Source organism: Variovorax sp. LjRoot84, assembly GCF_964254305.1.
Taxonomy (GTDB): Bacteria; Pseudomonadota; Gammaproteobacteria; order Burkholderiales; family Burkholderiaceae_C; genus Variovorax.
The window spans coordinates 1,204,217-1,228,567 of record NZ_CAXUTE020000002.1; the positions used below are offsets into that span (position 1 = coordinate 1,204,217).

The following is a 24,351-nucleotide window of genomic DNA, read 5'->3' on the forward strand; positions in this document are numbered from 1 at the left end:
GTACCAAGCGCCAAGGCGCACTCATCCCTGCGGCGCCTTCTCTCGAGTCCCCAGCAAGCTTTCCAACATGGACATCTCGAACGATCCTCCAGTTTGGTCGAGATGCGTCGCTTTCAGCCGGATCGCGTAAAGGCTCGCACGCATCACCCTCCAACTGGAGCTCCCCACGCCTCGCGTGCAATGTCGACAGGATTTCGCGTGCCACGGGTGGCATACAGCTCAAGGGCAAGGTCGGCGGTCTGCTCCAGGTCGGCGCATCCTTCTGCAAGCCGTTGCCACTCGGCGACGAACGCGCGTTGCCATTCCTGGGTATGTTTGGGGCGCGCGGCAGGCCCGCACGTCAGCGACTCTGATTGCCAGTTCATGTTTCCTCCTTCATTCAGGCGCAGCGGTTTAGAAAGGGCGCCCGCGAGCACGCGCCCTTCGCTTCAATTCATCGTAGTCGCCCATCAGCCGATCGAATGAAGATGACGGCCTCGGTCGTCACCAGCTGTGAACTTTGTAGCAGCGCACAGAGCCAGCCCCACAGGGACGAGATGCGAGGAGGCAACGCTCGATGGGAGTTTTTCACATCCTTACAGCCTTTGTGGTCCGTGGGCAGCACCCCTGGATGGACAGCTCAGGTCTTCGTCAGGGTTGGGCACTAGTATGGCCAGGCAGTGCCTCCGGGGGCATCGCATCGACCACTGCGCTCAAGCCGGCACTTCAGCTGGCAGCTCCCTCGTAGATGAACAAGAACACACGCGGCACGATCGAGATGACCACTGCCATGGTGATCTCTGGAACCCTTGGCTGGTTCGTTCTGCGCTCTGGACAGCCGATCATCGATCTGCTGTTCTGGCGCTGCGTGTTCGGCGCGGCCGCCCTGCTGGTCGTCTGCACGGCCATGGGCATGCTGCGCGGCAAACTCTCGATTCGCCTGTTCTGCTGGGCAGCGTTGGGAGGGGCGGCCATCGTCCTCAACTGGCTGCTGATCTTCGCTTCGTTCTCACGGGCATCGATCTCGATCGCGACCGCGGTCTACAACACGCAGCCCTTCATGCTGGTCGCGCTGAGCGCGCTCTTCTTTGGCGAACGCCTGACCGCGACCAAACTGACGTGGCTGGGCGTTGCCTTTGTCGGGGTGCTTCTCGTCGTCCAGGCGAAACCCGAGGCCAGCTACACCGGCACCGCGTATGTCTCCGGTGTCCTCATGGCACTCGGCGCGGCCTTCTTCTATGCGGTGGCCGCCATCATCACGAAGAAGCTCAGCGGCACGCCGCCGCACATGATTGCGCTCGCCCAGGTGTGCGTGGGCATCTTGATGATCGCGCCCTTTGCCAATCTCTCGGCGCTCACCGCCGATGGCCGGGTGTGGGGAGGCTATATCGTCATGGGCGTGGTCTACACCGGACTGGTGTTCGTGCTGCTCTACGGCGCGATACAGAAGCTGCCGACGCACGTGGCGGGCGCGCTGTCTTTCGTCTACCCCATCGTCGCGATCGGCGTGGACATGGTGGCCTTCGACCATCGACTGGAGCTGGTGCAAGGGGTCGGCGCCGCCGCGATCCTGACGGCCGCGGCGGGACTGAATCTCGGGTGGTCGCTCAAGAGATCGAAAGCGCCGGCCGTCGAGTGAGGTAGGCCCCGCCGCGGATTTGGGGCCGACGGCAGGAGCGGCGCAACGCATCGTCGATGGCCCGGGAGGCGGCCGTACGCCAGGATGAAGAACCCCCAGCGGTTCGCCAGGCCGCCCCACGGCGATTGCGGCTCACTCTTCTCACGAGGACATCGCAGTCAAGCCGAGGGACGGCATCTCCCTGGCCAGGATGAATTCGAAGGCGGCGCCGGCATGCCGTGCCGCAGTAAAGATCGCCGTGCGATCGTTCTTCAGCACCTGCAGCCAGCTGTCCAGGTAGGCGGCATGCCCTTCGATGGTCGCGTCGACCAGGCCGCAGTGCCCCATCACGAACGCGCAGCCGAGCTCGGCCACCAGTTCCTCGAACGCATAGGCCGCGTCGCCGAAGCGTTTGCCGAACTGCCGATTCAGCCGGCTCGGATGTCCGGTCCAGTGAACCAATTCATGCAGCGAGGTGGCGCAGCACGCTTCGGCGCTGGTGAAGCGGCTCGGCCACGGCAGACGGATCTCGTCGAGCTCCGGCAGGTACATCGCGCGCTCGAAGCCGTGCCGGATCGTCGCATCGCAACCCCCGAGCAGGCGCAAGGCGCCCTCCACCGGCCCCCGCGGTGATTTCACGGGATCGAGACAGAGCTCGATGACGTCCGACGGCAACCCGTCGATCTGCGCGACGTTGAAGACCCAGAACGGCCTGGCCAGCAGCGCGCCACCGCGCGGCGCTTGCTCCGCCCTGCCCTCTTCCTCGCCGTCCTGAATCGACGCAGCGCCATCTGCATCCGACCCCTTGCGTGCCTTGCGTTCGAAGTGCGCACACATCACCGCGCGCTCGCCCTTGCGAACCTGCGCGCCCATGCTCGATGCCTGCTTGTAGGTCAGCCAGACATTCGACGCATACCCGTGCTCGATCGCCGCGTCCCAGCCAGGTGGCCGCGCTTCAGCGGCCACTCATGTGCAAGGCCTCGAAGCCGCGTCATGCGGCGAGCCAGAAGAAAAAAGGGCCGAAGCCCCTGCCGCTACATCAACCCGCGCTGTGCGAGCGAACTCGCCTGGGTTCCGGCGATGACCAAATGATCGAGCACGCGAACGTCGAGCAGAGCGAGCGAGGCCTCAAGCGCCTTCGTCAGCACTTCATCCGCACGCGACGGCTCGGCCGCACCGCTTGGATGGTTGTGCGCCACGATCAGGGCGGCCGCGTTGTGATGAAGGGCCCTGCGCGCGATCTCGCGCGGGTACACGCTGGTCTGGGCGATCGTGCCGCGAAAGAGATCTTCGATCGCGATCAGCCGATGCTGCGCGTCGAGGTACATGACCACGAAGCTCTCGTACGGCTGCCCGGCAAAGTGCAGCTTCAGGAAATCGCCCACCGCCGCCGGCGAGTCGAACACCGGCGCGGCCGCCATCTCCTCGGCCAGCAGCTCCTGCGCCAGCGCCAGGCTGGTCGCCAGGCGCCGGCAACCGGGCAGCGACGAGTCGCGCGCGAAGGCGGCGAGCTTGTGCAGCGAACGGCCATGAGCTTCGTACAGCGCCTCGGCCTCTACGCCAAGAATGGGGCGCAAGGCATCGACGATGCGGCGTTGCTGGGCGGTGAGATCGAAGGATGCGGTCATGGTGAACTCCTGTGGGTGACACAGGCGGGATTGCCTGCGTGACCCCGGACCACCCCGCCGCAGCGCAGCGCTCAAGGCCGCCGCAGGCGCGCGGCACGCGCCGAGCACGCGAAGCGCGCGCAGGGCCTTGAACGCGAGAACGGTGGGGTACGCTGAGGGCACACAGGCAAGCCCTCCCCCACCCTCACCAACCCCCGGGACGCAACCGCTCCCAATCCCGCGCCAGGGATGCGCAAGGCGGGCCGAGAGGCACGTCCCCGTGAGGGGATGAGCGCGACCGCGCGAACCTGGAACAGCCCGGCACCGGCGTGCAGCCGGTGGGCGCCCAGCCTTCAACTCAATCGATTCGCGGCATCTCTTTGCGGTCGCGACGACATCGGCCATGGCTGTTCGCCCAAAGCCTCCGGCAGGGAATCTTCACCGCGCGCGAATCGACCGATGGTCGATGGAAGAACAGCAGCGCTTTGCCTCATTGCTGCTTGATCCCCCTGCGCTTTCTCCTGCGATGGCACGCGCGGCCAAGGCGTAAGTGCGGTGCCGGACGGGGTCAAATCGCACCTTGTTCCTGGCATCGATAGTTTCCTTGCTGGCTTTGTAATACACACGCTTTTGCTCGGCGCAGCACGCTCTACAGTGAGTGTGAAAGCCATCCTTGGTCGTCTTGTGCCGTTCGAATTCCGCGTACGGCTTGGCGACTGCGCACTTCGTGCAAATTTTCATTTCGCTCGCCCCTTTCGGACTGATGCACGGCCCGCATGCCGATTCAAAATTCCGCGCCGCGGCGCGATTGCGCTGCGTCGGCGCTCAGGAGATTCCAGCCGGTTGCCTTCACGAACGCCTGATAGTCCATCGGCGCTTCGATCCGAGCGTCCGCCGTGTTCGGGAGGATGTATGCCCACGAGCGTCCAGAGGCCTCGTCGTAGACCAGCTTGAACATGGCCGAAGGCACCCACACGCGGTTCGCGCCGATCGTGCGGCGAGGCCCGTTGAACATCGGTCCTGAGAAGACATAAACGGCACCCTGCGCGCGGCGCGCGAACTTGCGCACGTCCTTCTCCACTTTCGACCAGATCTTCCGATTGTTGGTCGGGTCCTGGGGGATCATGTTCGACAAGGCGAACGACTGCGCCATGGATTGCTGATCCGGTTGATCGCCCGCTGGCGCCATGTGCCCGCGATCTAGGCCGGAGCCCACATAGTCGGACAGCTCGGCCCGAGCGCCGGCGGGAAGCCGCGGATCAGGAAAGAACTGCTCGGTGCGCTGTTCGTCCTTGGCGTCATCGATCTGTGCGCGGCTCAGCCGTTCGACGACAACCAGCGGCGTCTTGCTGAGACCCGAATACAGGACGGCGAAATTGGTCGAGCAGAGCGCGGTCGGCTTCCACTCCGCACTGACAGAGGCGACATTCAGCGGGGCCTGCTGCGGGAAGAGGTTGGGGCAGGCGCTGAAGTTGCGGCCGCCGGGCAGCGCCACCGGGACGCCGACCTGGTCACGAGCTGCGCCAGGAAGGTGCTTGGTGACCAGGGGGCCAAGGTTCCAGGCGGCAGCTGGAACAGCCAGAGCGAAAAGGCCACTTGCCAGCGCGATTGCGACCAGTGTTTTTGAAGCGAAACCGAAAGGATTACGTTTGTGCGGGAACATCGGTGTGGGAGATCAGTTGACGCAACGATACAGGGCCAATCGTGAACTCCGATAGGTTGTTCGCCGCGTGAGGCCGAGCCAGCAACCGACAAACGCCGCTGCCTTCCACCAACCCGCCACCTCCTCCGATGTCCAACCCACTCGCTGAAATCCAGGCCTGCGCCGCCGCCGTCGCCATTGGAGCCGTCGTGGGCGTGATGCTTTCCAAGGCTTCCGTGCGAGTCGCAAAAGCGCGGATGCAGGGGGAGGTCACGGCACTCCGTGGTCAGCTTGAAGCCGATCGCCGGTCGCTGGTCAACCAAGTGCGGACGGATCAAGAGGAGTTGAATCGGCGGGAGCAAGGGCTGAACGAGCGCGAGATTGCACTGAACAAGCGTGAGGTCACTCAGCTCGAGCGCGCCGAAAAACTCAAAGCCCGGGAGGCCGCCGCCCAACGGATCGAGGAAGCTGAACTTCGCCGATCGGTCGCTAGGCAGCCACCCAACGATGGAATGGCCTGGAAGAACACTGGCCCGCCATTCAAGGGGAACCTCTCACCGGCGCCAGCAAAAGCAGCAACAGCCGCCGCGCCTTGGCCCCGCAAGCAGGGTAGGCGCTCCTACAACCAGATGTGAGTCAGCGCCGCGGCGCGGGGACACGCACCGACGGGTCGAAGGCGCTCAGCGTGTAAGCAATCAGGGTGAAGTCCTTAAGGCCGCCCGATCGAAGTGGCCGCCGCGCGCCAGAACGAGAAGCCCGGCGACAGCATTCCCGGCCCCTTCGGCGCGCACAACTGGCATTCGATGTCCTTCAACCCGCAGACCGGCCTGGTCTACCTGCCGGCGCAGAACATCCCGCTGAGCCTTTGCGCTCGGCCCTCGCGGCGCCGAGCAATGCCATCCGCTCGATCTCCTGAGTGAAGAGCAGGCGCCTGAAGCTTGCCGGAGCGGCTGGGGCAGCAGGCTCTGGCTTGACGCGCACCAGCACATTCGACTTTCGTAGTACCTATGTATTCAGAGCAACCGTTATATGTAAGAATTAAAGTTTAAATGTTGCTTTTGAGGGTATGGAGATGTATCTGAGCATGCAAGTGACTCGGGGGCTCAGGCGTGGCCGGGCCTCGGCCGTGCTGATCAGGCTGCTTGGCGTCGGGGCGTTGCTCCTGGCGAGCGCGTGCGGCGGCGGAGGTGGAGGCGGCGGGGGTGGCGGCTTCGTTCCCGTGGCGGGCGTGACGTCCACGCCGACGTCCACGCCGACGCCGACGCCGACGCCGACGCCGACGCCGACGCCGACGCCGGACAGCAGCCTAAAGGTCACCTTCGACACGGCCACGCTGACGATGACCTACCAGATGGGGGCCACCACGCCCAGCGAGGCGGTCGTCAATGCCGTTGCCGAAGGCACGCCGTCCAGTGGCCTGTTCGTGCGCGTGACGTCGCCCAGTGGGCAAACAGATCCCAACCTCGAGAACGCACAGGTGTCCGTCACGAGCCGGTCTGCGCGCATCGCCATCAAGCCCAAGACCGGCCTGCCTCCCGGCGTCTACAAGGGCACGCTGGTCCTTCAGGCCTGTCCTGACTCGGCCTGCGCGGTGAACTACGTCGGCTCGCCCTGGACGGTCAGCTACACGCTCACCGTGACCATGGTGTACGCCGCGCTGGACACCAGTGGCCTCGGCGTTCCCAAGACCATGGTGTACGACGCCGCGCATGGCGATATCTACGCCTCGTATCCGACCCCTTACGGCGGAGCCGGTCTCAGTGCCATCGTGCGATTCCGCTCTGGCGCCGCGGGCTGGACAGGCTCGACACTCTCCATTCCGGGCTTGAGCGACATCGCTCTCGCGACCGATGGCAGCGTGCTGGCCGCGACCGATGCCAGCGGCAAGGTCAACTTGGTCGACCTGGCGGGCTTCAGTGTGAAAAGCAGCCATGCCTCTCCTGCCGGCATCGGCGACCAGGGGAACATGGAGGAAGTGGGCATCGCCTTCACCAACGATGGCAAGCTGTGGATGTCCACGGGCACAGGCACCGGCTGGCACGGATTGGGCTACTTCGATCTGCGCACTTCCACCTTCGGAAACGCATCGCCCGCTTGCGCCCACTGCTACGGGAGCCAGTTCTTCGCGGTGTCTGGCGATGGATCCCGGTTGATGGTGACGCAGTCGGCCGCCATATCGCCGCAGCCGCCGATGCTCTACATGGATGCGTCCGACGACATCATGCGACCGAATCCCGTCGGGCTGACCTTCTTCTACTACCTGACGAGCCTGAGCGCCAACGGCGATCGTTTCCTGATGATGGGCAACACGGTCTATGACCGGGCCTTCGGCACGGTGGGCAGGATCCCTCCTCCGCCCAAGGGCGTCAGGGCAGCTCAGATGTCTCCGGATGGGCGCCGTGCGTACGTGCTGACCTACGCCGTCGAGCCCGGTGATTCGTCGCCGCCTGTCGTCCAGGTCTTCGACACCAGTGCGCAGGCCGGCACGCAGCTCAACCTGCCCCTGGTCGGGAGCTTCACCGTTCCCGACATGCCGGGCTGCCAGACGGCCAGCTATCCCAATTACGACTGCTACCGGCCAAAGATGCGGCTCACGCCGGATGGCAGCAACCTGCTGATCCTGGGTACCAGGAAGCTGATCGTTGCGCCCATTCCCAAGGAGCTGACTGGCTTGACGAGCAAGCCCGCGGATTCATTGTCGTAAAGGCGCGCCGGACGCGGAGTGCGGCTGGCGCATGGGCGCGCCGCCCGCACTCCCAGCGCTGGCGCGGGCTCGCGCTCATGTCGCCACGCCCGTCATGCACTCCGCGCATTGGCCGCCGCCTTCTCCAGATCGATCCCGTGCACCAGCGGATCCGCATGCCGGTGCGCAAGCTGCCACTCGCCGTCCGTGCCGCGGCGATAGCCCAAGGTCACGCGCAGCGACCAGTCCTGTTCCGGCAGGTGGGCGATCGCCGCTTGCTGACGTTCGATCACCACCAAGAGCCGCACTGAAATGTTCGCTGCCTTCCTACATCCAGGTCGTCAAGCTTGTCGCGCCGTGTCACTGCCTGATTCGCCAAGCTTCGGTCAGAATCACTGCGCTTGCCGCGAATGTTAGGGGGAACCTATGCCTCGTGAATCCAGTTTGACCGACGAGCTGCGGATGCTATTGCATTCGCGCCGTACGGCCGCCCTAGGCACTGTGGGTGATGACGGAGCGCCGTTTGTTTCCATGATCCCGTTCGCGGTGGAGCCATCTCTTGGATGCCTGATCATTCATGTCAGCGACTTGGCCGCCCATACGCGCTACCTTCGAGACAGGTCCAAGGTATCTGTGCTTGTCATGCAGCACGAGCTGCCTGGTGAGCCGGTGCATGCGCTTCCACGCGCGACTCTGGGGGGCGACGCCGACGTGCTGGAGAGCAACGGGCCGGAGTGGGAGCTGTGCCGAGCCGCATACTTGGCGCGCTTTCCTGAGGCAGAGCCCATGACGCAGCTGAGCGATTTCCGGTTTGTCGCAGTTCATGTCAATCACGGCCGCCAGATCTCAGGGTTCGCAGCGGCGCGTGACGTTGGCGAGGAAGAGCTCAAACGCGCCTTGCGCGCCGAGGCGTGACGCAATGCACAGGTGCGATCGGCCAGACAGCGGTCAGCGCCCGCCTCTGGCCCGGCTTCGGCAGGTCAGAGCCACATCTGTGCTGAATGTCCGGATGTGGCCATGCGGGTTCGAAGAACATCCGGGTCTTGGCGGACATCAGGGCAGTGAGATTGACGCAATCAGCAAATGATGAGATCCGTATGCCCGAAGCCCTTGGAATAATCGAGCACGGAAATGACCGAGGGCGTGACGCGGAACAGGCGAACCTCGTCCGGGCTTGGCATCTTCATCGGCAGAGGCCCCGCCTCAGGGTATTTCAGAGGTAGCAGGCGCAAGACTTTCTCCGCTTCGGCCCGATCATCCACCGCATGCGCACGTGCGGCCATCGACAAGCCGGTGATCGCCATCAAATCCGCCGTGTCGTGGTCGATCGTCAGCGAGAGTCGATCATCTCGCGCCAGGTTTTTTGCCTTCTGACTGTCCAGCCCGCAGAGAAAGTACAGCGTCAGGCCTTCGTTCACGTAGCCGACAGTCGTTGCCTGCGGCCAGCCATCCGGGCGCAGCGTCGCAACCGTCATGATTCGATGTTGATCCAACAGCGCCAGGACCTTCCGTCTGATCTCGTCGTCCATGAGTCGCCTCCACAATCGTCAAAAGGGACCGTCCCATTCTGGGCTTGTTTGGCGACTCGGCCTTGATCTTGATCAAGGTCTGACCGCATCGGGTCGAATGCGCGCCTTGGCGGGGTAACCGTGACTGGCTACCTCTCAGTGCGGTGACCCGGTAAGGTTCGTCTGCATCGAAGGCAAACCCAAACTGGGGGAAATGAGAAAGCCTGCCTTCCCGAACGCAGACGGATCGGTGGTTCGGACGAAGGATGCAGGCGCAGTGAACGGCGCGGACAGATTGCCGATATGGACCACCGGAGCTTGCATGGTGATCGCTTCCAGCCTGCCGCAGTCCTGGAAACGAAAGACGACCGAGTCGTAGTCGAGTTCATTGAGCCCGACTTGGTTTCGGTGCGTTCTCGCGGGATTGCCTCGCATCTTCACGATCTGTTCTCTCGTGGCCGAGAACGGTACTTCATCGACGCAGACGAACGGATCCAGCTTCATTTGTTCGCCCAGTATGGAGGCGAGAAGTGCCTGAGATCATACGGATGAACGCTCAGGCTTCGGGCCGTCCTCGTCACGGATTCGACCAGACCCCGCGTGGTCGGCCGGTGCGTTGTCGACGCAGTATGTCAAGCGTTGTCGGTCAACAAATCGACGCGCGGCATTTCAGTGGCTGGCATGGGTGATGGATCGTGATCCGAGGTCGGGTATGGCGCCACCACCAGCCTGCCCCATCGCTCCCGCCGATGCTCACGCTCGATTGCAGGTTGTGCAGCACCCGCAACGAGTCGATACGGTTCCTGGGTGCGGTGCGCTGCGTGTCAGCCGCGCCAGTTCGCGCTGCGTGCGGCGCGCATCTTCGTCCTCATGTGGAGTCACGCATCCCGTGCCTTCAGCGCAGCCCTTCGGGATTCTTGGAGACATCGCTCGACGGTCACTTGGTCTGCGAACTCATGCCGAGCGACTCCCGAGTCACGGGGTTCCTCCACCAGGCTTACCTCTTCATCGCGAAGCCATGCAGTGGCAGCGGCAGGCGATTGGGCTTCGGACATATCCCCTTTGTCTGATGCGCCACGGCCCGCGGCACGTCACGATGCGCGTCGGGGAGTTGGAGGTGGCGTGGGCGTCCCTCGGCGGAAATCGCCAAGCTGCGAACTGGAGGAGTGATCATGGTCGGAGACCGGCTGGCCGCTGCGCAGCGGGGTATCGCGCTCGCCGAGGTCATCGAGTCTGCGCCCATTGCGCCAGCAAGCGGGAAACGAGTTGCGCGCGCCGCGAAGGCGGTGGGTCGTGTCGGCGCGCCGGCGCCAACACGGGCCGGGCGAGCGCCGTCAAGGGGCGCCGCCGGCGCGTTCACCGGCCCGTTTCTGTCACCGTCCTCTTTGACGAGGGCCGAGCGGCTGAAGCTCGTCGACGGTGTCGAGCGCGTCATCGAAGGTGTGTTCGCGCACCTGCCGCTCAAGCGCGCGCGCTACGGCGTCGACCCGGTGCAGCGGCTGCGCATCCTGCGCACGCAGGTCGACCAGTTGTCGAGCGACGAATTCCACATCGAGCTGGCCGACGTGGTGACGCGACTGCGCGATGCGCACACGCGCTACGCCGGCCCGGCGAGCCTGTCGACCAAGGTCGCGGCCCTGCCTTTCCTGGTCGAGATGTTCGGCCCTGCCGCCTCTCCGACCTACGTCGTCACTCGCGTCGCCGCCGGACTGGACGCGGCCTTCAAGCCAGGTGTGGTGCTGGAGTTCTGGAACGGCGTGCCGATCGACAAGGCCGTGCGCCGACACGCTGACGAGGAGGTCGGCGGACGCACCGACAGCCAGCGCGCCTGGTCGGTCCAGAGCCTGACCCTGCGCTCGCTGCAGTACGGCCCGCCGCCCGACGAATACTGGGTCGTGGTCGGCTACCGCAGCAGCGCGGCCGACGGCGCTCCGACGGGTTCGCCCCGCGAGATCAAGATACCCTGGCGCGTCGTCGACCCGGGCGAGATCGACGAGATGCTGCCGAGCGGACCTACCGGCCGCGCGGCCACGCGCCTGCGGCACACGCGCGCGGTCGATCCGGCGGCAGCGATCGCGCGCCGCGCCAAGATGCTGCTCTTCGCGCCCGGCGCGTTGACCGGCGAGCAGGCCAGTGCGCAGCCGACACCGAAGTCGTCGTCCGGTCGCAAGGCGCCGACCGCCAAGGTCATCGCGACCGAGCTCACGGGCACGCTCAAGGCCACGTCGCTGGCCCAGCCGGACGGAGCCATCGCCTACTTGCGCATCTACGGCTTCGACGTCCCGCCGGAGGACTTCATCCCCGAGCTACAACGGCTCATCCCTCTGCTGCCGGACAACGGGCTCATCATCGACGTGCGCGGCAACCCGGGCGGCTACATCCTGGCGGCGGAATCGGCGCTGCAGCTCTTCACGCCCAAGCCGATCCAGCCGACGCGCTTCTCGATCCTGTGCACCGCCTTCACGCGCACGCTCGCCGCACTGCCGGGCATGGAAGGAGAGCTCGGGCCGTGGAAGGAGTCGCTCGAAGCGGCGGTGCGCAACGGCGAGCTGTATTCGCAGCCGCTGCCCATCACGAGCTTCGCGGAGTGCAACGCGATCGGCCAGCAGTACGGCGGGCCGGTCGTTCTCGTGGCTGACTCAACCACCTACTCCTCCGGCGATCTGTTCAGCGCGGGCTTCGTGGACAACGGCATCGGCCCTTTCGTCTGCGTCGGCGAGGCCACCGGTGCCGGCGGCGCGAACGTCTGGGACTACGAGGATCTGCGCCTGCTGATGGCCGGCACCGACTTCGAGCTGCCGACGCTGCCCGACGGCATCGGCATGTCCTTCGCGTTCCGTCGCGCGACCCGCGCGGGCCCGTCGGAAGGCCTGCCGATCGAGGACGTCGGCATCAGCGGCACGCCGTACGCGATGACGCGCGACGACCTGCTTGCCGGCAACCCGGACCTGCTGGCCCATTGCTTCGAGCTCCTCAAGCGGCAGCGCCGAAGCAGCCTGATCGTCGAGGCGAGCAAGACCGCGCGCGAGATCACCGTGCGGCACGCCGGGCTGACGCGGCTGGACGTGCTCTTCGACGGCCATCCGGGCAGCAGCCTTGCCCTGCGCGCGCGCGCGCCGGTGGTCGTGCCGTACCCGGCCGGCACCAAGGTGGTCGAACTGTTCGGCTTCGGCGGCGAGGAACTGCTGCAGAAGCGGCGCGTGGAGGCACGCCGCTGACACGGCTCACACAACAACAAGGAGCACGCTCTTGACTTTCCGCATCTCCTGGGCCGCACTCGTCGCGGTCTCGTCGTTCTGCTGCGCGACAGCGTCGGCCCAGTTTCCCGACGCCCGCGACACGCCGCCGGCGGGCTGGGCCGGGCCGGTCTTCAAGCTGAAGCAGGACTACCCGCAGACGCTGCCCGCCGTCGGCTCGCGCCCGTGGATGAGCTTCGACTTCCGCACCCAGCCCAACGAGTACATCAAGGCGGTGCTCGACTACGCGCTGGAGGGCAACAAGCAGGTCGACTTCGTGGTGCAGAACAACACGACGCGCGGCTGGTACCACGCCCCGTGGATGCACGTCGGCGCGGCCGGCCGCGAGTTCGTGCGCGGACTCACGCGCGAGCGTAGTTCGCGCCCCGGCGAACTGGCCCCGACCCAGACGGGCACTTTCGAGAACTGGGCCGTCAGCGTCTACAACCCGCGCGGTGGCTACACGCTAGGGCGCGTGTGGAAGGACCCGGACGCACCGAACCCGAGTGTCGCGAAGTTCCCGGTGGGCGCCGTCAGCGTCAAGCTGATCTTCACCGAGGCGCCGGTGAGCCAGGTGCCCTACCTCGCGGGCTCGGTGGAATGGCAGGCCGACATCAACCGTAGCCACAACACCAACCCGCGGCCCACGCTGCGCCTGCTGCAGGTCGACGTGGCGGTGCGCGATAGCCGTGCGGCCTCGACCACGGGCTGGGTCTTCGGCACCTTCGTCTACGACGGCAACGCGCCCGGCGCGACGCCCTGGGACAAGCTGGTGCCCGTCGGCCTCATGTGGGGCAACGACCCAACCCGCGTGGGGAGCGGCCAGGCGCTGCAGCAGACCAAGATCAACGCCGACCTGCAGATCCCGCAGCACCTGGGCTTCGAGAAACGGCTCAACGGACCGGTGGACAACCCGCGCTCGTCCTGTCTGTCGTGCCATTCGACGGCACAGGTGCAGACCAACCTCTCGCGCCCGACGCGCGCGGCGATACCGCCGGCCGGCGCAACGGCGGCGACGCTGCGCCTGTACTTCCGCAACATCAAGTCGGGCACGCCCTTCGATTCGAACGCGCTCGCGCTCGACTACTCGCTGCAGCTGCAGAACGGCATCGCGAACTGGGCGCAGACCGAAGGCCCGTCGTCGAGCCCGCAGGGCGGCGCGCGCGCCACCATCGGCGCGGCTCCGCTGCGGCTCGACCGCTCGCACGGCATCAACATCCGGCCCGCGGGCAGGGACGACTGAACGATGGCCACCAAGAAGCCCATCGATCCGGCGGACAGCCCGAGGGTCGTGCTCGAAGGTCGCGTCGTCACGATGAACGGCAACGCCGAGGTGATTGCCAACGGCCGCGTCTACACGCACAACGGCGACATCGTCGCGGTGCAGGAGGCGACGGCGCCGGCGCCCGCGGGCTTCGGCAACACGGCGGTGAGCGCCACGGGCGGCACGATCTACCCCGGCTTCATCGACCTGCACAACCACATGCCCTACAACGTGCTGCCGCTGTGGCAGGTGCCGAAGAAGTTCAGCAACCGCGGCCAGTGGGGCCGCCACGCCGAGTATCACAGCAAGATCTCCGCGCCGATGCAGACGCTCGCGGCCACGCCCGAGCTGCTGGCGTCCATCTGCCGCTACGTCGAGGCCAAGGCGCTGGTCGGCGGCACCACCACCGGCCAGGGCATCACGCTGGCGAACCAGTCGGGCATCCGGCGCTACTTCCGCGGCGTGGTGCGCAACGTCGAGGCCACCGACGACGAAGCCTCGCTGCCCGCGGCCTCGACGCGCGTGCCCGACGTGGCGGCCAAGGACGCGCAGACTTTTCTCACGCGGCTGAAGAAGGAGAAGAGCTGCTACCTGCTGCACCTCTCCGAAGGCACCGACGCGACCGCGCGCCGCGCCTTCCAGTCGCTGCAGATCGGCGGCGCCAGCTGGGCGATCACGCCCTCGCTCTGCGGCATCCACGCGGCGGCGCTGCAGGCGCCGGACTTCGAGGTCCTCGCAGCCAACGGCGGCAGCATGGTGTGGTCGCCCTTCAGCAACATGCTGCTGTACGGCCGCACCGCCGACATCGCCGCGGCCAAGGCGGCCGGCGTGCCGATCTCGCTCGGCTGCGACTGGGCGCCCTCGGGCAGCCGCAACCTGCTCAACGAGCTCAAGGTCGCGCACATTTTCAGCGAGGCCAATGGCGGGATCTTCACGGCGCGCGAACTGGTCGCGATGGTCACGCGCGAGCCGGCCGGGCTGCTCGGCTGGGACCGCGTGGTCGGCACCATCGAGGTGGGCAAGCGCGCCGATCTCCTCGTGGTCGAGGGCACGGCGGGCGACCCCTACCAACAACTCATCCGCGCCAAGGAGTCGGACCTCGCGCTCGTGATGATCAACGGCGTCGGTCGCATCGGCGACGCAGCGCTGATGCGCAAGCTGGGCTTTGCCGGCGAGACGCTCAAGATCGGCGGCGCCAACCACATGCTGTTCCTTGCGCACCCGGGCGAAGATCCGCTGACGCAGAACCTCACGCTCTCCGCCGCAGGCGATCGCCTGACCCGCGCGCTGCGTGGTCTGCCCGCGCTCGCGCGCAGGGCCGAGCGCCCGCGGCCGATCTCGCCGATGGCGATGGCGCGCGCCGGCGCCAACACCTGGCGGCTGGCGCTCGACGAGATCCTCGACACTGGCGTCGAGCTGCGCGCCAACCTGCCGGTGCGTGTGCCGGGCGGCCGCACGCTGCGGTCCGCGGCGATGCGGCCGGTGTTCGCGGAAACGAAGAAGCTCTCGGCCGCCGTCATGCCGCTCGCCATCGATGCGCTGACCGTCGTCGACGATCCCGGCTACCTCGACGCGCTGGACACGCAGAGGAACGTCCCTGACACGATCAAGGAGGGGCTGCGCGACCTCTGGTCGTGAACGCCGCCGCACCATGGCCCTCCTGCGCGACGCATTGAACGACTTCACCATCAACTGGCGCAACGACCTCACGCCCGCCTGGCGCTCGGTGCTCGCCGGCGCCAGCCCCAACCCGACTGCCGTCGGCAGCGCGCTCACCTACGACGACCTGCAGCCCATCTACCCGTCGCGGCGCGACAAGCCTCTGCCCGGCGCGCGCGCCGATGCCCACGTGTTCCGCGCTTTCGACGGCCTCGCGCCCGCGAAGGTGCGCTGCGTCCTGATCGGCCAGGACCCCTACCCCGCGCTGAGCCGCGCGACCGGCCGCTCCTTCGAGCAGGGTGACATCGACGCCTGGGGTCTGCCCGCCGCGTCGGTCGCGAACAGCCTGCGAGTGCTGCTGCGCATGATGGTCGCGGCGCGCACCAACGATCCGGCCGTGCTGAAGATGAGCTGGACCACCTTCGTTCGCCACATCGCGACGCCCGCCGTCGCGCTCGAATCGCCGCGCGCCCTCTTCGACAAGCTGCAGCAGACGCAGGGCGTGCTCTTCCTCAATGCCGGGCTCACCATCACGCGCTACCAGTCCGGCGGCGCGCCGGAGCAGACGCGCGGCCACATCCCCTTCTGGCGGCCGGTGGTCGGCCAGGTGCTGCGATCGATGGCGACGCGAACGAGCGGACAGGTGGTTTTCCTCTGCCTCGGCCAACTTGCACAAAAGCTGCTCGCCAACGAAGGCGTAAAGCTGGCTGCCACCCAGGCGGGCACCTGGGAAACGCGGGCCGGCGAGGTCGCGCTGCCGCACCCGGTGGCCCCAGGCTTCATCAACGGGCCGAATCCGTTCGCAGCGGTCAACGCGAAGCTCGTGGCCTTCGGAGCGGCGCCGATCGCCTGGTAGCGCGCCTGGACCAAGAGCCTCGGGCCAGCGTCCTCGAGTTTCGGGGGGTGACAACCGACGTGGCGCACCGTCTTGTTGGAAGGCCGAAAGGTCCGCTGGCCGCAGCCCCTTTGGGCAGCAGGTTCGGGACTTCGGTTACCAGTTGCGCCAGTTTGACGCAATGCTGCGCCCGCATGCCGCTCGTCACAAGAGTTGACGTCGTTGACGATGCGCGTTCCAAGCAGACCATCCGCGCTGACCTGGGCAGACAACCTCACGCGCGGCGGCGACCACGTGATCGTGAACTATAGGCGTAAGACCGTGGGCCAGAAGGGCGGTGGCCACATCTCGCCGCTCAGCGCCTGTGACGCTGCGTCGGACTCTTCCTCGTGCTCGATGTCAACCCGGCTGTAGCGGGCTGGGTCTGGATGCCGACAGCCACTCTGGTGAAAAGCATGCGGGGTAGTTCGCCATTTCGCCTGCGTTCGTACGCGCGGACCTTCTACCTTGAGTACAGTCCGGAAGTTCCATTGATCGTCGGCCGGGCTCGTGTCTCAACCCTGCCGGATAACGCCCATGAGTTCGCCCAGACCCCCAACCCTGCACGAGTTCGCCGTACTGCGTGTGCTTCGCGCCGAGGCTGAGCACCTGCCGCGCACAGCCGCAAGGATGGCGGCGACCTATCTGCCCACCATCGAGTTGCCCACCACTTGGCGGCCGGTGCTGGCACGAGCGCTCGAGGAGCGAGCCGGTGACGTGACATGTCCGCCGCTTGATGAACTTCAAGCCGAGTACGGCAGATGGGGTGCATGGCTGCCTGCCGCCTATCACGGCGATGCAACGGACGCGCGCTACTGGCTGGTGGGTCTGCAAGAGCACGCGGCCGAGTACCTGCCCCGATCACCCCCCGCGCCGTGACGGGGTAGACCAGAGCAAGCGCGACAGCGGCCTGTTTGGCCTCCGGCCCGAGTGCGATGCCTTCGGCGGCGCGCACGATCTTCGCGTCCGTCACGCCGAGCGTCGCCTCGTCGTGCGCAGGCGCGCTTTGCTGCACCAGGCAGCTGTCGCGCTCGCGCAAGATGTTGCAGCGCCAGGTCGCCTCGGCGAGCGTGGCAGTGGCCTTGCGGCGCAGCTCGCCCTGTTGCACGGCCCCGAGATCGCGCTTCTGCTGCTTGGCGGGAAGAAGAGCTAGGAGCCAGTTCCGTGCGACGCCGGCCTTCGTGCGGCAGCTGGGCGAGCGGCTGGCGGCGCGCCGCCCAATGGACACGTGCAGCGGCACGCGTGGGGCACATGTAAAATCAATCGCGCTCCGGGGTGCACGCGACAGTGCTGAGATTCAAACCCGCGAACTTGAACCGGTTAATGCCGGCGGAAGAAGAGCTTTCACCTTGACCCATCGGCGAATCCTGCCTAGGTCAAGGTGGCCCTTCGGAGCATCCGTTCGACGGTCACGAAGGAGTCCTCATGAACAACACCTCTGCAGAGCGGCCCACGCACACGGCGGGTGTTGTGTCCCATGCTTTCCGGTACCCGCGCGTGCTGTCTATCGCCAGCTCCGGCGGACCGTTGAACCATGGGCACGCGCCCGAAGCGATGCGGCTCCAGCGGCTGAATTGAATGTCAAACCATCCAGGACACAACACCGCCGGGGCCACGAGTGCAACCGGCGAAATTGTCGCTGACGTCCTCGCCTTCATCGAGCAGGACGGGTGCACCGACGACGACTTCGATCGGCTGGCGTTACGCCTGTTCGCCCATCAGTACGGCAACAATCAGGCGTACCGACGCTTCTGCCAGCGGCGCGGCGCGACCCTGCGCAATGTGAAGCGCTGGAGCGACATCCCGGCAGTGCCGATCGACGCCTTCAAGGAGCTGGACCTACGGTGCGAGCCGCCGGCCGCAACGGACCGCGTCTTCATGACCAGCGGCACGACCCGCAGCGAGGTGAAGGGCCGTCATCATCATCCGACGCTGGCGGTCTACGACCGGTCGATGATCCGCAACTTCTCGAGTCGGTTCATGCACGGCAGCGGCCGGATGCGCTTGGGGATCCTGTTCCCCACCGAAACCGTGCTGCCCAATTCCTCGCTGGCCCACTACCTTGCGCTCGCTCTGAGTGAATTCGGCACCGAGGAGAGTCGTTACTTCGTGAGCCCGCAGGGACTGGACAGTCCCGGCCTGTGCGATGCGCTGGCGGACGCTGAACGCCACGGCTTGCCCTACGCCCTGCTCGGCGCCAGCTACAGCTTCGTGCACCTGATCGACGAGCTCAAGCAGCGTGGAAAATCTTTCCGCCTGCCGGCGGGCAGCCGGGTCCTGGACACGGGTGGCTACAAGGGACAGTCGCGCGAACTGCCACTCGACGCCTTCTATGCGGAGCTGTCCGCCCGGCTCGGCATCGAACGATCGCAGTGCATCAACATGTACGGCATGACCGAGCTGAGCACGCAATTCTACGACGCGGGCAATGCTACCGTGCCGTCGGTGAAGTCGGGGCCGCACTGGATCCGCTCCCGCCTGGTCGACCCGCTCACGAGCCGCGAAGTCGCGCGTGGCGAACGCGGTATCTTGGTCCATTGCGACCTTGCCAACTTCAATTCCGTGACCACCATCCTGACCGAGGACGTGGGCCTGGCAGCCGACGGAGGGTTCCTGCTGCTCGGTCGCGCCGAGGGCGCGCAGGCCAAGGGCTGCTCGCTGGCGGTGGAGGAATTCATCCGGGCGGCAGCGGCATGACGACGCTGCACGCGGCTGCCGGTTACTTGCCTGGCCTGGCGCCGGCGGAAGTGCAGTGGCAGCTTCTGGTCTTCGAATCGGGCGCCACGCGGCTCGAAGTCGCCGTGCCCGTGTTGAGCCCGCAACAGATGACCGCGCTCGCCTTGCGGGTCAAGCAGGCCTGCCGCCTCCATCTGAAGACGATGACCGTGTCGGAGATCGTGGCCGTGGTGGATCGCGCGATCGCCCGCCTGCTCGACCCGGCCGACGCCTACCGCATACAGGCCGACCGGCTGCTGCCGATCGTCAGCGGCTACGACGCCGATATGGTTCGCCTGGGACTCACGGCTTTCTTCAAGACCTTTCGCGAGCCGCAACTGCACCGCTTCGTCGCCGAAGACTTCGCCAATCCCAAAGTGCTGGACGAGTTCCAGCCGCGACCCAAGGGCGGCGCGGCCAGGGCGTTCGGGCCGGATCTGCTGGTTCACAGCTGGGCCGGCAACGTTCCGGCCCTGCCGCTGTGGAGCCTGGTCTGCGGATTGCTGGTGAAGGCCGGCAACATCGGCAAGCTGCCAAGCGCGGAGCCGCTGTTCGCGGGCCTGTTCGCTCGGCTGCTGGCCGAGGTCCACCCGCCGCTGGCCGATTGCCTGGCCGTGGTGTGGTGGAAAGGCGGCGAGGAGGAACAGGCGTCGGCCCTCTACGCCGAGGCGGACACGGTGCTCGCCTACGGCGCCAACGATTCGCTGGCAGAGATCCGCCGTCGGCTGCCGGTCACGACGCGCTTTCTGCCGTACGGCCACAAGCTGGGCTTCGGCCTGGTGAGCGCCGCGGCCCTCGACACTCTGCGCGCGCCGGCGACGGCACGACTGGCCGCCTGGGACGTGATGCGCTACGACCAGCAGGGCTGCTATTCGCCCCATGTCTTCTACGTGGAACGCGGCGGCAAGGTGTCGCCGCGCGAATTCGCGCAGTACCTCGCCAGCGAGCTCGCCAACCTGCAGAACCGTTTCCCGCGCCGGGCCCTGGCGCTGGAGGATTCAGCCGCCGTGGCCGGATGGAGGCAAGCCATCGAGCTGCAGTCGATGTCGGCGGGCGGCGAGTTTGTCAGCGAGCTGATCGGCGAGGACGGCGCGGCCTTTGGCGTCGCTTACGCCGATGAAGCATGGGCCTTGGCGCCCACGGCGCTGAACCGGAGTCTCCAAGTCGTCGCGGTCGACTCGCTGGAACAGGTGATCGCGCAAGTGGAAGCGCACCCCCCGTTCCTGCAAACGGCGGGCGTGGCGGCAGCACCGGCTGAACTGTTCCGGCTGTCGGAGTTGCTGGGAGCAGCCGGCGTGACCCGCATCACCGCCATCGGCTCGATGACCTCGCCGGAGGCGGGCTGGCATCACGACGGCCGGTTCAACCTGCTGGACCTGGTGCGGATGGTCGAGATCGAGCAGTCGGCAGAACTTGCAGCCGACAAGCTGGCGCCGTACGCGGACTAGGAGCGCTCGTGAGCTTCCTCGACATCGACAAGGTGGGCTTCACCTACCCCGGCTGGCCGCCGGTGGTGCGCAGCGTCGACTGGCGCATCGCGGAAGGCGAGTTCCATTGCCTGGTCGGGCGCAGCGGCTGCGGCAAGACGACCTTGCTCAAGCTCGCCGCGGGCCTGCTGCATCCCCAAACGGGCAGCATCCGGTTGCAGGGCAGGGAGGTGGTTGCGCCCGGACCGCAGCTCGGCTTCGTGTTCCAGTCGCCCACCCTGCTCGAGTGGCATCGCGTGATCGACAACGTACTGCTGCCGGTGTCGCTGCAACACAAGCCAACCGCCCGGGAGATCGACAAGGCGCAGCAGTTGCTGGCGCTGCTCGGTCTGTCGGCCCATGCGCAGCACTACCCCCGGCAGTTGTCGGGCGGCCAGCAAAGCCGCGCGGCTCTGGCGCGCGCACTGATCCTGGAGCCGGCGTTGCTATTGCTGGACGAACCCTTCGCCGCGCTGGACGCGATCACTCGCGGCGAGCTGCAGGACGACCTGCTGCACATGTGTCGCCTGCGCCGCACCACCGTCCTGTTCGTGACGCACGACATCTCCGAGGCGGTGTATCTGGGCGACCGGGTCGCGGTGATGGACAGCGGCCGGATCGTGCAGGACGTCCGCGTCGAGGTGAGCAAACCGCGCGCGCCGGCAATGCGGTACGGCGCAGCCTTCAACCTGCACTGCGCGCAAGTGCGCGACGCGATGGACATGGCGACGGTATGAAGCTGACCTCCGCGCGCACGCAGTTCTGCTCCTGGGCGCTTCTGCTCGCTTTGCTCGCGGGATGGGAGCTGGCGTCGCGCGGCTCCGGCGTTTCGGCCCTGGTCCTGCCGGCGCCTTCGGCGGTGATGAAGTCGCTCTGGATGGGCCTGTCCACCGGCTACCTGTGGCCCCACATCCGCACGACCGGCCTCGAGCTGGTGCTCGGGCTGTTCACCGGCTGCTTGATTGGTTTCATCAGCGGCGTGGCGATGGCCGAGTCGGCGCTGCTGCAACGCGTGCTGAAGCCTTACATCGTGATCAGCCAGGTCATCCCCAAGCTGGCGCTGGCGCCGCTCTTCATCGTGTGGTTCGGCTTCGGCATGACGTCGACGGTGGTGATCACGGCGCTGATCTGCTTTTTCCCCCTGATGGAAAACACCGTGACCAGCCTGCAGCAGGTCGACCCGCAACGGCTCGAGCTGTTTCGGATGCTAGGCGCCACGCGGCGTCAGACACTGCTGCGCCTGAAGCTGCCTTCCGGCCTGCCCGGCATCCTGGCGGGCCTGCGGGTGGCGGTGGTGCTCGCGCTGGTCGGGGCGGTCGTCGGGGAGTTCATCGGCGCCAGCCAGGGGCTCGGCGCGCTGATCATCGCCTCGCAGGGAATGATGGACACGCCGCTGATGTTCGCGGTGCTGGTTGTCATCGCCGCGCTCGGCCTGCTGCTGTACCAAGTCACGCTCGCGGTCGAGAAACGACTGCTGCTGCCCTACACCCGAATCTCATGAAGGAAACGTCCATGCACAAATCCATCGCACGCCGTTCCGCGCTGCTGGCAACCGCTGCGCTTTTCACCTTGGTAGCCGCAGGCGGGGCGAACGCTGCCGACACGCTGGAGAAGATCACTGTGGCCGGCTGGAGCAAGCCGATCACCGAGATCACGCACCTGCTGGTCGAGCCCGACAAGGGCATCTTCAAGGCCAACGGGATCGATCTGGCCTACGTGTCGGGCGCCGGCGGGGGCGACGCGATCCGCAACATCCTCACGGGACAGGCGGACGTGGCCTTCACCGATCCGGGTGCGTTCTTTTCGGCCCTCGACAAGGGCGAGAAGCTGCGGGCGATCTACGACATCTACCCACAGAACGTCTTCAACGTGGTCTCGCTCAAGTCCGCCAACATCACCAGCCCGGCCGACCTAAAGGGCAAGAAGATCGGTGTCTACAGCCTGTCCAGCGGCACCCGCCAGAACCTGCTGGTGCTGCTGCACCAGGCCGGCCTGTCCGAATCCGACGTCACCATCGTCGTCACCGGGCTGTTGAACTTCGCGCCGCTGTTGCAAGGCCAGGTCGATGCGACTGCTGCCACCGACACCGGCTTGCTGGTGGGCAAGCGTAAGGGGCTGGGCGACGTCAACGTGATGGAGGTGCGCAACTACTTGAACGTGTCGAGCGACCTGTTCGTGGTGCGGGAACAGGTCTACCAGCAGAAGAAGCCATTGCTGAAGCGGTTCCTGAAAGCCTATCGCGAGAGCGCGGCGTGGATGATCGCCAACCCCGACGAGGCGGCTGGCCTGGCGGTGAAACACGCCATCGACGGTACCGACCGCCCCACCAACCTGGAAGTGATCCGCCTGCGCAATGCCGCCTCCGTGTCGGCCACCACCGGGAAAAACGGTCTTGGTGCCTTCGACCTGGAGTCGCTGCAAAAGGCCGCGGACGCCTACCGCAAGCTGGGCCTGATCGGGCACGACATCAAGGTCTCTGACGTGGTCAGCACGGAACTGCTGCCGGCGCGATGAAGGTAGACACCATGAAGTTCGATGGCAAGGTGGTGCTGGTCACAGGTGCGAGCCGTGGCATCGGCGCCGCCATTGCGCAGGCCTTCGCAAGCGAAGGCGCGACGGTGGTGGTCAACCACCTGAGCAACGACGCCGCAGCCGCCGATGTGGTCGCAAATTGCAAGGCGGCCGGTGGCGACGCCTGGGCTGTGAAGGCCGACGTCAATTCGGGCGCGGCCGTGCAGGCCATGGTGGAACAGGCCCTGGATGCAGCGGGCCGCATCGACGTGGTGGTCAACAACGCCTTCCGGCCGTATTCATTCGACCCGCAGCGCCGCACCTTGTTCGGCGACATGGCGTGGCAGGATTACCAGGCGCAGTTCGATGGCGCCGTCGGCGGCGCATACAACGTCTGCAGGGCCGTGCTGCCGCACTTCAGGCACCGCACTCAGGGCAGCATCGTCAACATCGTCAGCGACCTGGTCGAGCGGCCGGTGATTCCGTACCACGACTACACGACCGCCAAGTCGGCGCTGGTCGGCTTCAGCCGCAACCTGGCCGCCGAACTGGGGCCGCTCGGCATCCGTGTCAACTGCGTCGCCCCTGGCCTGGTCTACCCGACGCAGGCCAGCAGCGCGACCCGGGAAGAATTTCGTGAGTCGCTGATCGCCGCAACCCCGCTGCGACGAATCGCGCGGCCCGAGGACGTTGCCGGCCCGGTGCTGTTTCTCGCTTCCGAATGGAGCCGCTTCATGACGGGCCAGGTGCTGTTCGTCGATGGCGGCCTGGTGATGAAATGAAGAGTTCCATCGGCATCGCCGGCGCCGGCCTGCTGGGTCAGCTGCTCGCGTGGCAGCTGAGTCGGGCCGGTCATCAAGTGAGCGTGTTCGAACTCGACGATCTGCGCGTCGACGCACTGCTCGGCCAACTGGTGGCCGAGGCTCCCGAACGGACGATCGCCGAAGGTCCCGGCGCGTGACGCACGACTTGGCGACCTTCTGACACGCCAATTCGGCCAAGGCAGCGCGCACGTCGGCTCTGCACGACCGGTCCGCTGGCTTCCCACGCGCCGACCGCGACCAAGGTAGCGGACCGTGCTTCCAGCTACGTACCACCCAGTCAAAGTCGGACCGCCCGCCGGTTTCTCGCCAGCTTGATGAAGCGATTCGTAGTCCAACGTAGCCCGGTTGGACCGTGACCAGCGGATGGTCCGCCAGTTGTTGCCACGAAACGCTGATGCGTGCCCGAGCCGGGTAGTCCCTTCCTGAGATGCGGCCTAACGGTTCTCATCCTTGCGCGCGCCTGCGCGTGGCGCGTCGTTGCCGTCCAAGCAGCGGCAGCAGGCGAAGATGCAAACACGAGCGAATAACACGGCGTTATGACATTGGGCAAGATTGGTATTCGACCGCATTCAGTGCAAACCTTAGCATTCGATGATGAACGCGGTGCTCCCCTCGACCCATCTGCGAGACGAGCCGCTGCGATCGACCTCCGGCGTGTTGTGCGATGTCGTGATCAACGCGACACCTCTAGGAATGAAGGTGAGCGACGCACTCCCGATCGACCCGGCTTCGCTCGCCCCGGGCACATTGGTGGTCGATGTGATC

Annotated in this window: 25 protein-coding genes and 1 riboswitch; of the genes, 18 read left to right on the top strand and 7 right to left on the bottom strand. The window is 66.3% G+C overall.

The features are described 5' to 3' along the window. Positions 1-143: 143 nt before the first annotated feature. A complete protein-coding gene (locus ACSQ9I_RS36530) occupies positions 144-365 on the bottom strand; it encodes a hypothetical protein (protein WP_436316834.1) in 222 nt (73 codons plus the stop codon). A 362-nt stretch (positions 366-727) separates the two neighbouring features. Between ACSQ9I_RS36530 and ACSQ9I_RS36535 the strand changes: the two genes are divergently transcribed. Beyond that, complete coding sequence (locus ACSQ9I_RS36535; protein WP_436316835.1) at positions 728-1,618, top strand: DMT family transporter; 891 nt, start codon at positions 728-730, stop codon at positions 1,616-1,618. Between the two features lie 141 nt (positions 1,619-1,759). On the opposite strand, the gene ACSQ9I_RS36540 is transcribed toward ACSQ9I_RS36535, so the two are convergent. The 3 genes from ACSQ9I_RS36540 to ACSQ9I_RS36550 form a co-directional block, all read right to left on the bottom strand. Beyond that, a complete protein-coding gene (locus ACSQ9I_RS36540) occupies positions 1,760-2,563 on the bottom strand; it encodes an ArdC family protein (RefSeq protein WP_436316836.1) in 804 nt (267 codons plus the stop codon). Between the two features lie 68 nt (positions 2,564-2,631). Continuing rightward, positions 2,632-3,225: a JAB domain-containing protein gene (locus ACSQ9I_RS36545; RefSeq protein ID WP_436316837.1), complete on the bottom strand. Its 594-nt coding sequence runs from the start codon at positions 3,223-3,225 to the stop codon at positions 2,632-2,634. Positions 3,226-3,988: 763 nt separating this feature from the next. After that, positions 3,989-4,867, bottom strand: a complete 879-nt coding sequence (locus ACSQ9I_RS36550) for a DNA/RNA non-specific endonuclease (RefSeq protein WP_436316838.1) — start codon at positions 4,865-4,867, stop codon at positions 3,989-3,991. Positions 4,868-4,995: 128 nt separating this feature from the next. On the opposite strand from ACSQ9I_RS36550, the gene ACSQ9I_RS36555 reads away from it, so the two are divergent. The 3 genes from ACSQ9I_RS36555 to ACSQ9I_RS36565 all read left to right on the top strand — a co-directional run bounded on the left by ACSQ9I_RS36555 (position 4,996) and on the right by ACSQ9I_RS36565 (position 7,550). Next, positions 4,996-5,481 (top strand): hypothetical protein, encoded by a 486-nt coding sequence (locus ACSQ9I_RS36555; protein WP_436316839.1) that lies wholly within the window; start codon positions 4,996-4,998, stop codon positions 5,479-5,481. Positions 5,482-5,574: 93 nt separating this feature from the next. Further along, complete coding sequence (locus ACSQ9I_RS36560; protein ID WP_436316840.1) at positions 5,575-5,766, top strand: hypothetical protein; 192 nt, start codon at positions 5,575-5,577, stop codon at positions 5,764-5,766. 164 nt (positions 5,767-5,930) lie between these two features. Beyond that, positions 5,931-7,550 (top strand): hypothetical protein, encoded by a 1,620-nt coding sequence (locus tag ACSQ9I_RS36565; protein WP_436316841.1) that lies wholly within the window; start codon positions 5,931-5,933, stop codon positions 7,548-7,550. 92 nt (positions 7,551-7,642) lie between these two features. On the opposite strand, the gene ACSQ9I_RS36570 is transcribed toward ACSQ9I_RS36565, so the two are convergent. Next, positions 7,643-7,828, bottom strand: coding sequence for a hypothetical protein (locus tag ACSQ9I_RS36570; RefSeq protein WP_436316842.1), 186 nt, complete (start codon positions 7,826-7,828; stop codon positions 7,643-7,645). 145 nt (positions 7,829-7,973) lie between these two features. Here ACSQ9I_RS36570 and ACSQ9I_RS36575 point away from each other — a divergent pair, with 145 nt between their 5' ends. Then, positions 7,974-8,444, top strand: a complete 471-nt coding sequence (locus ACSQ9I_RS36575; RefSeq protein ID WP_436316843.1) for a HugZ family protein — start codon at positions 7,974-7,976, stop codon at positions 8,442-8,444. Positions 8,445-8,605: 161 nt separating this feature from the next. Here ACSQ9I_RS36575 and ACSQ9I_RS36580 read toward each other — a convergent pair whose 3' ends face one another. Together ACSQ9I_RS36580 and ACSQ9I_RS36585 are read right to left on the bottom strand one after the other, a co-directional pair. Continuing rightward, entirely contained in the window at positions 8,606-9,058 is a 453-nt protein-coding gene (locus ACSQ9I_RS36580; RefSeq protein WP_436307536.1) for a pyridoxamine 5'-phosphate oxidase family protein, read from the bottom strand. Positions 9,059-9,193: 135 nt separating this feature from the next. Further along, positions 9,194-9,541, bottom strand: coding sequence for a hypothetical protein (locus ACSQ9I_RS36585; RefSeq protein WP_436316844.1), 348 nt, complete (start codon positions 9,539-9,541; stop codon positions 9,194-9,196). Between the two features lie 668 nt (positions 9,542-10,209). Here ACSQ9I_RS36585 and ACSQ9I_RS36590 point away from each other — a divergent pair. The 13 genes from ACSQ9I_RS36590 (at position 10,210) to ACSQ9I_RS36650 (ending at position 23,723) form a co-directional block, all read left to right on the top strand. Beyond that, on the top strand, positions 10,210-12,255 hold the full coding sequence (locus ACSQ9I_RS36590) for a S41 family peptidase (protein WP_436316845.1): 2,046 nt from the start codon (positions 10,210-10,212) through the stop codon (positions 12,253-12,255). Positions 12,256-12,286: 31 nt separating this feature from the next. Beyond that, on the top strand, positions 12,287-13,516 hold the full coding sequence (locus ACSQ9I_RS36595; protein WP_436316846.1) for a hypothetical protein: 1,230 nt from the start codon (positions 12,287-12,289) through the stop codon (positions 13,514-13,516). 3 nt (positions 13,517-13,519) lie between these two features. Beyond that, positions 13,520-15,175: an amidohydrolase family protein gene (locus ACSQ9I_RS36600; RefSeq protein WP_436316847.1), complete on the top strand. Its 1,656-nt coding sequence runs from the start codon at positions 13,520-13,522 to the stop codon at positions 15,173-15,175. A 13-nt stretch (positions 15,176-15,188) separates the two neighbouring features. Continuing rightward, positions 15,189-16,052 carry a hypothetical protein gene (locus ACSQ9I_RS36605; RefSeq protein ID WP_436316848.1) on the top strand — a complete coding sequence of 288 codons (864 nt, stop codon included), beginning with the start codon at positions 15,189-15,191 and terminating at the stop codon, positions 16,050-16,052. Between the two features lie 207 nt (positions 16,053-16,259). Then, positions 16,260-16,445 carry a phytochelatin synthase family protein gene (locus ACSQ9I_RS36610; RefSeq protein WP_436316849.1) on the top strand — a complete coding sequence of 62 codons (186 nt, stop codon included), beginning with the start codon at positions 16,260-16,262 and terminating at the stop codon, positions 16,443-16,445. A gap of 162 nt (positions 16,446-16,607) precedes the next feature. Continuing rightward, positions 16,608-16,949: a hypothetical protein gene (locus ACSQ9I_RS36615; RefSeq protein ID WP_436307531.1), complete on the top strand. Its 342-nt coding sequence runs from the start codon at positions 16,608-16,610 to the stop codon at positions 16,947-16,949. A gap of 382 nt (positions 16,950-17,331) precedes the next feature. After that, positions 17,332-17,425, top strand: a riboswitch (TPP riboswitch). Positions 17,426-17,648: 223 nt separating this feature from the next. Beyond that, positions 17,649-18,767, top strand: coding sequence for a long-chain fatty acid--CoA ligase (locus ACSQ9I_RS36620; RefSeq protein ID WP_436294279.1), 1,119 nt, complete (start codon positions 17,649-17,651; stop codon positions 18,765-18,767). Further along, positions 18,764-20,233, top strand: coding sequence for an acyl-CoA reductase (locus tag ACSQ9I_RS36625; protein WP_436316850.1), 1,470 nt, complete (start codon positions 18,764-18,766; stop codon positions 20,231-20,233). The genes ACSQ9I_RS36620 and ACSQ9I_RS36625 overlap by 4 nt, the downstream gene beginning before the upstream one ends. Before the next feature lie 8 nt (positions 20,234-20,241). After that, positions 20,242-20,988 (top strand): ABC transporter ATP-binding protein, encoded by a 747-nt coding sequence (locus ACSQ9I_RS36630; protein ID WP_093110599.1) that lies wholly within the window; start codon positions 20,242-20,244, stop codon positions 20,986-20,988. Next, on the top strand, positions 20,985-21,752 hold the full coding sequence (locus ACSQ9I_RS36635; protein ID WP_093110601.1) for an ABC transporter permease: 768 nt from the start codon (positions 20,985-20,987) through the stop codon (positions 21,750-21,752). The genes ACSQ9I_RS36630 and ACSQ9I_RS36635 overlap by 4 nt, the downstream gene beginning before the upstream one ends. 11 nt (positions 21,753-21,763) lie before the next feature. Further along, complete coding sequence (locus ACSQ9I_RS36640) at positions 21,764-22,765, top strand: ABC transporter substrate-binding protein (protein WP_436316851.1); 1,002 nt, start codon at positions 21,764-21,766, stop codon at positions 22,763-22,765. Positions 22,766-22,776: 11 nt separating this feature from the next. Continuing rightward, positions 22,777-23,544 carry an SDR family oxidoreductase gene (locus tag ACSQ9I_RS36645; RefSeq protein WP_436294275.1) on the top strand — a complete coding sequence of 256 codons (768 nt, stop codon included), beginning with the start codon at positions 22,777-22,779 and terminating at the stop codon, positions 23,542-23,544. Then, entirely contained in the window at positions 23,541-23,723 is a 183-nt protein-coding gene (locus tag ACSQ9I_RS36650) for an NAD(P)-binding domain-containing protein (protein ID WP_436307527.1), read from the top strand. Before ACSQ9I_RS36645 ends, ACSQ9I_RS36650 begins: the two co-directional genes overlap by 4 nt. Positions 23,724-24,351: the final 628 nt, after the last annotated feature.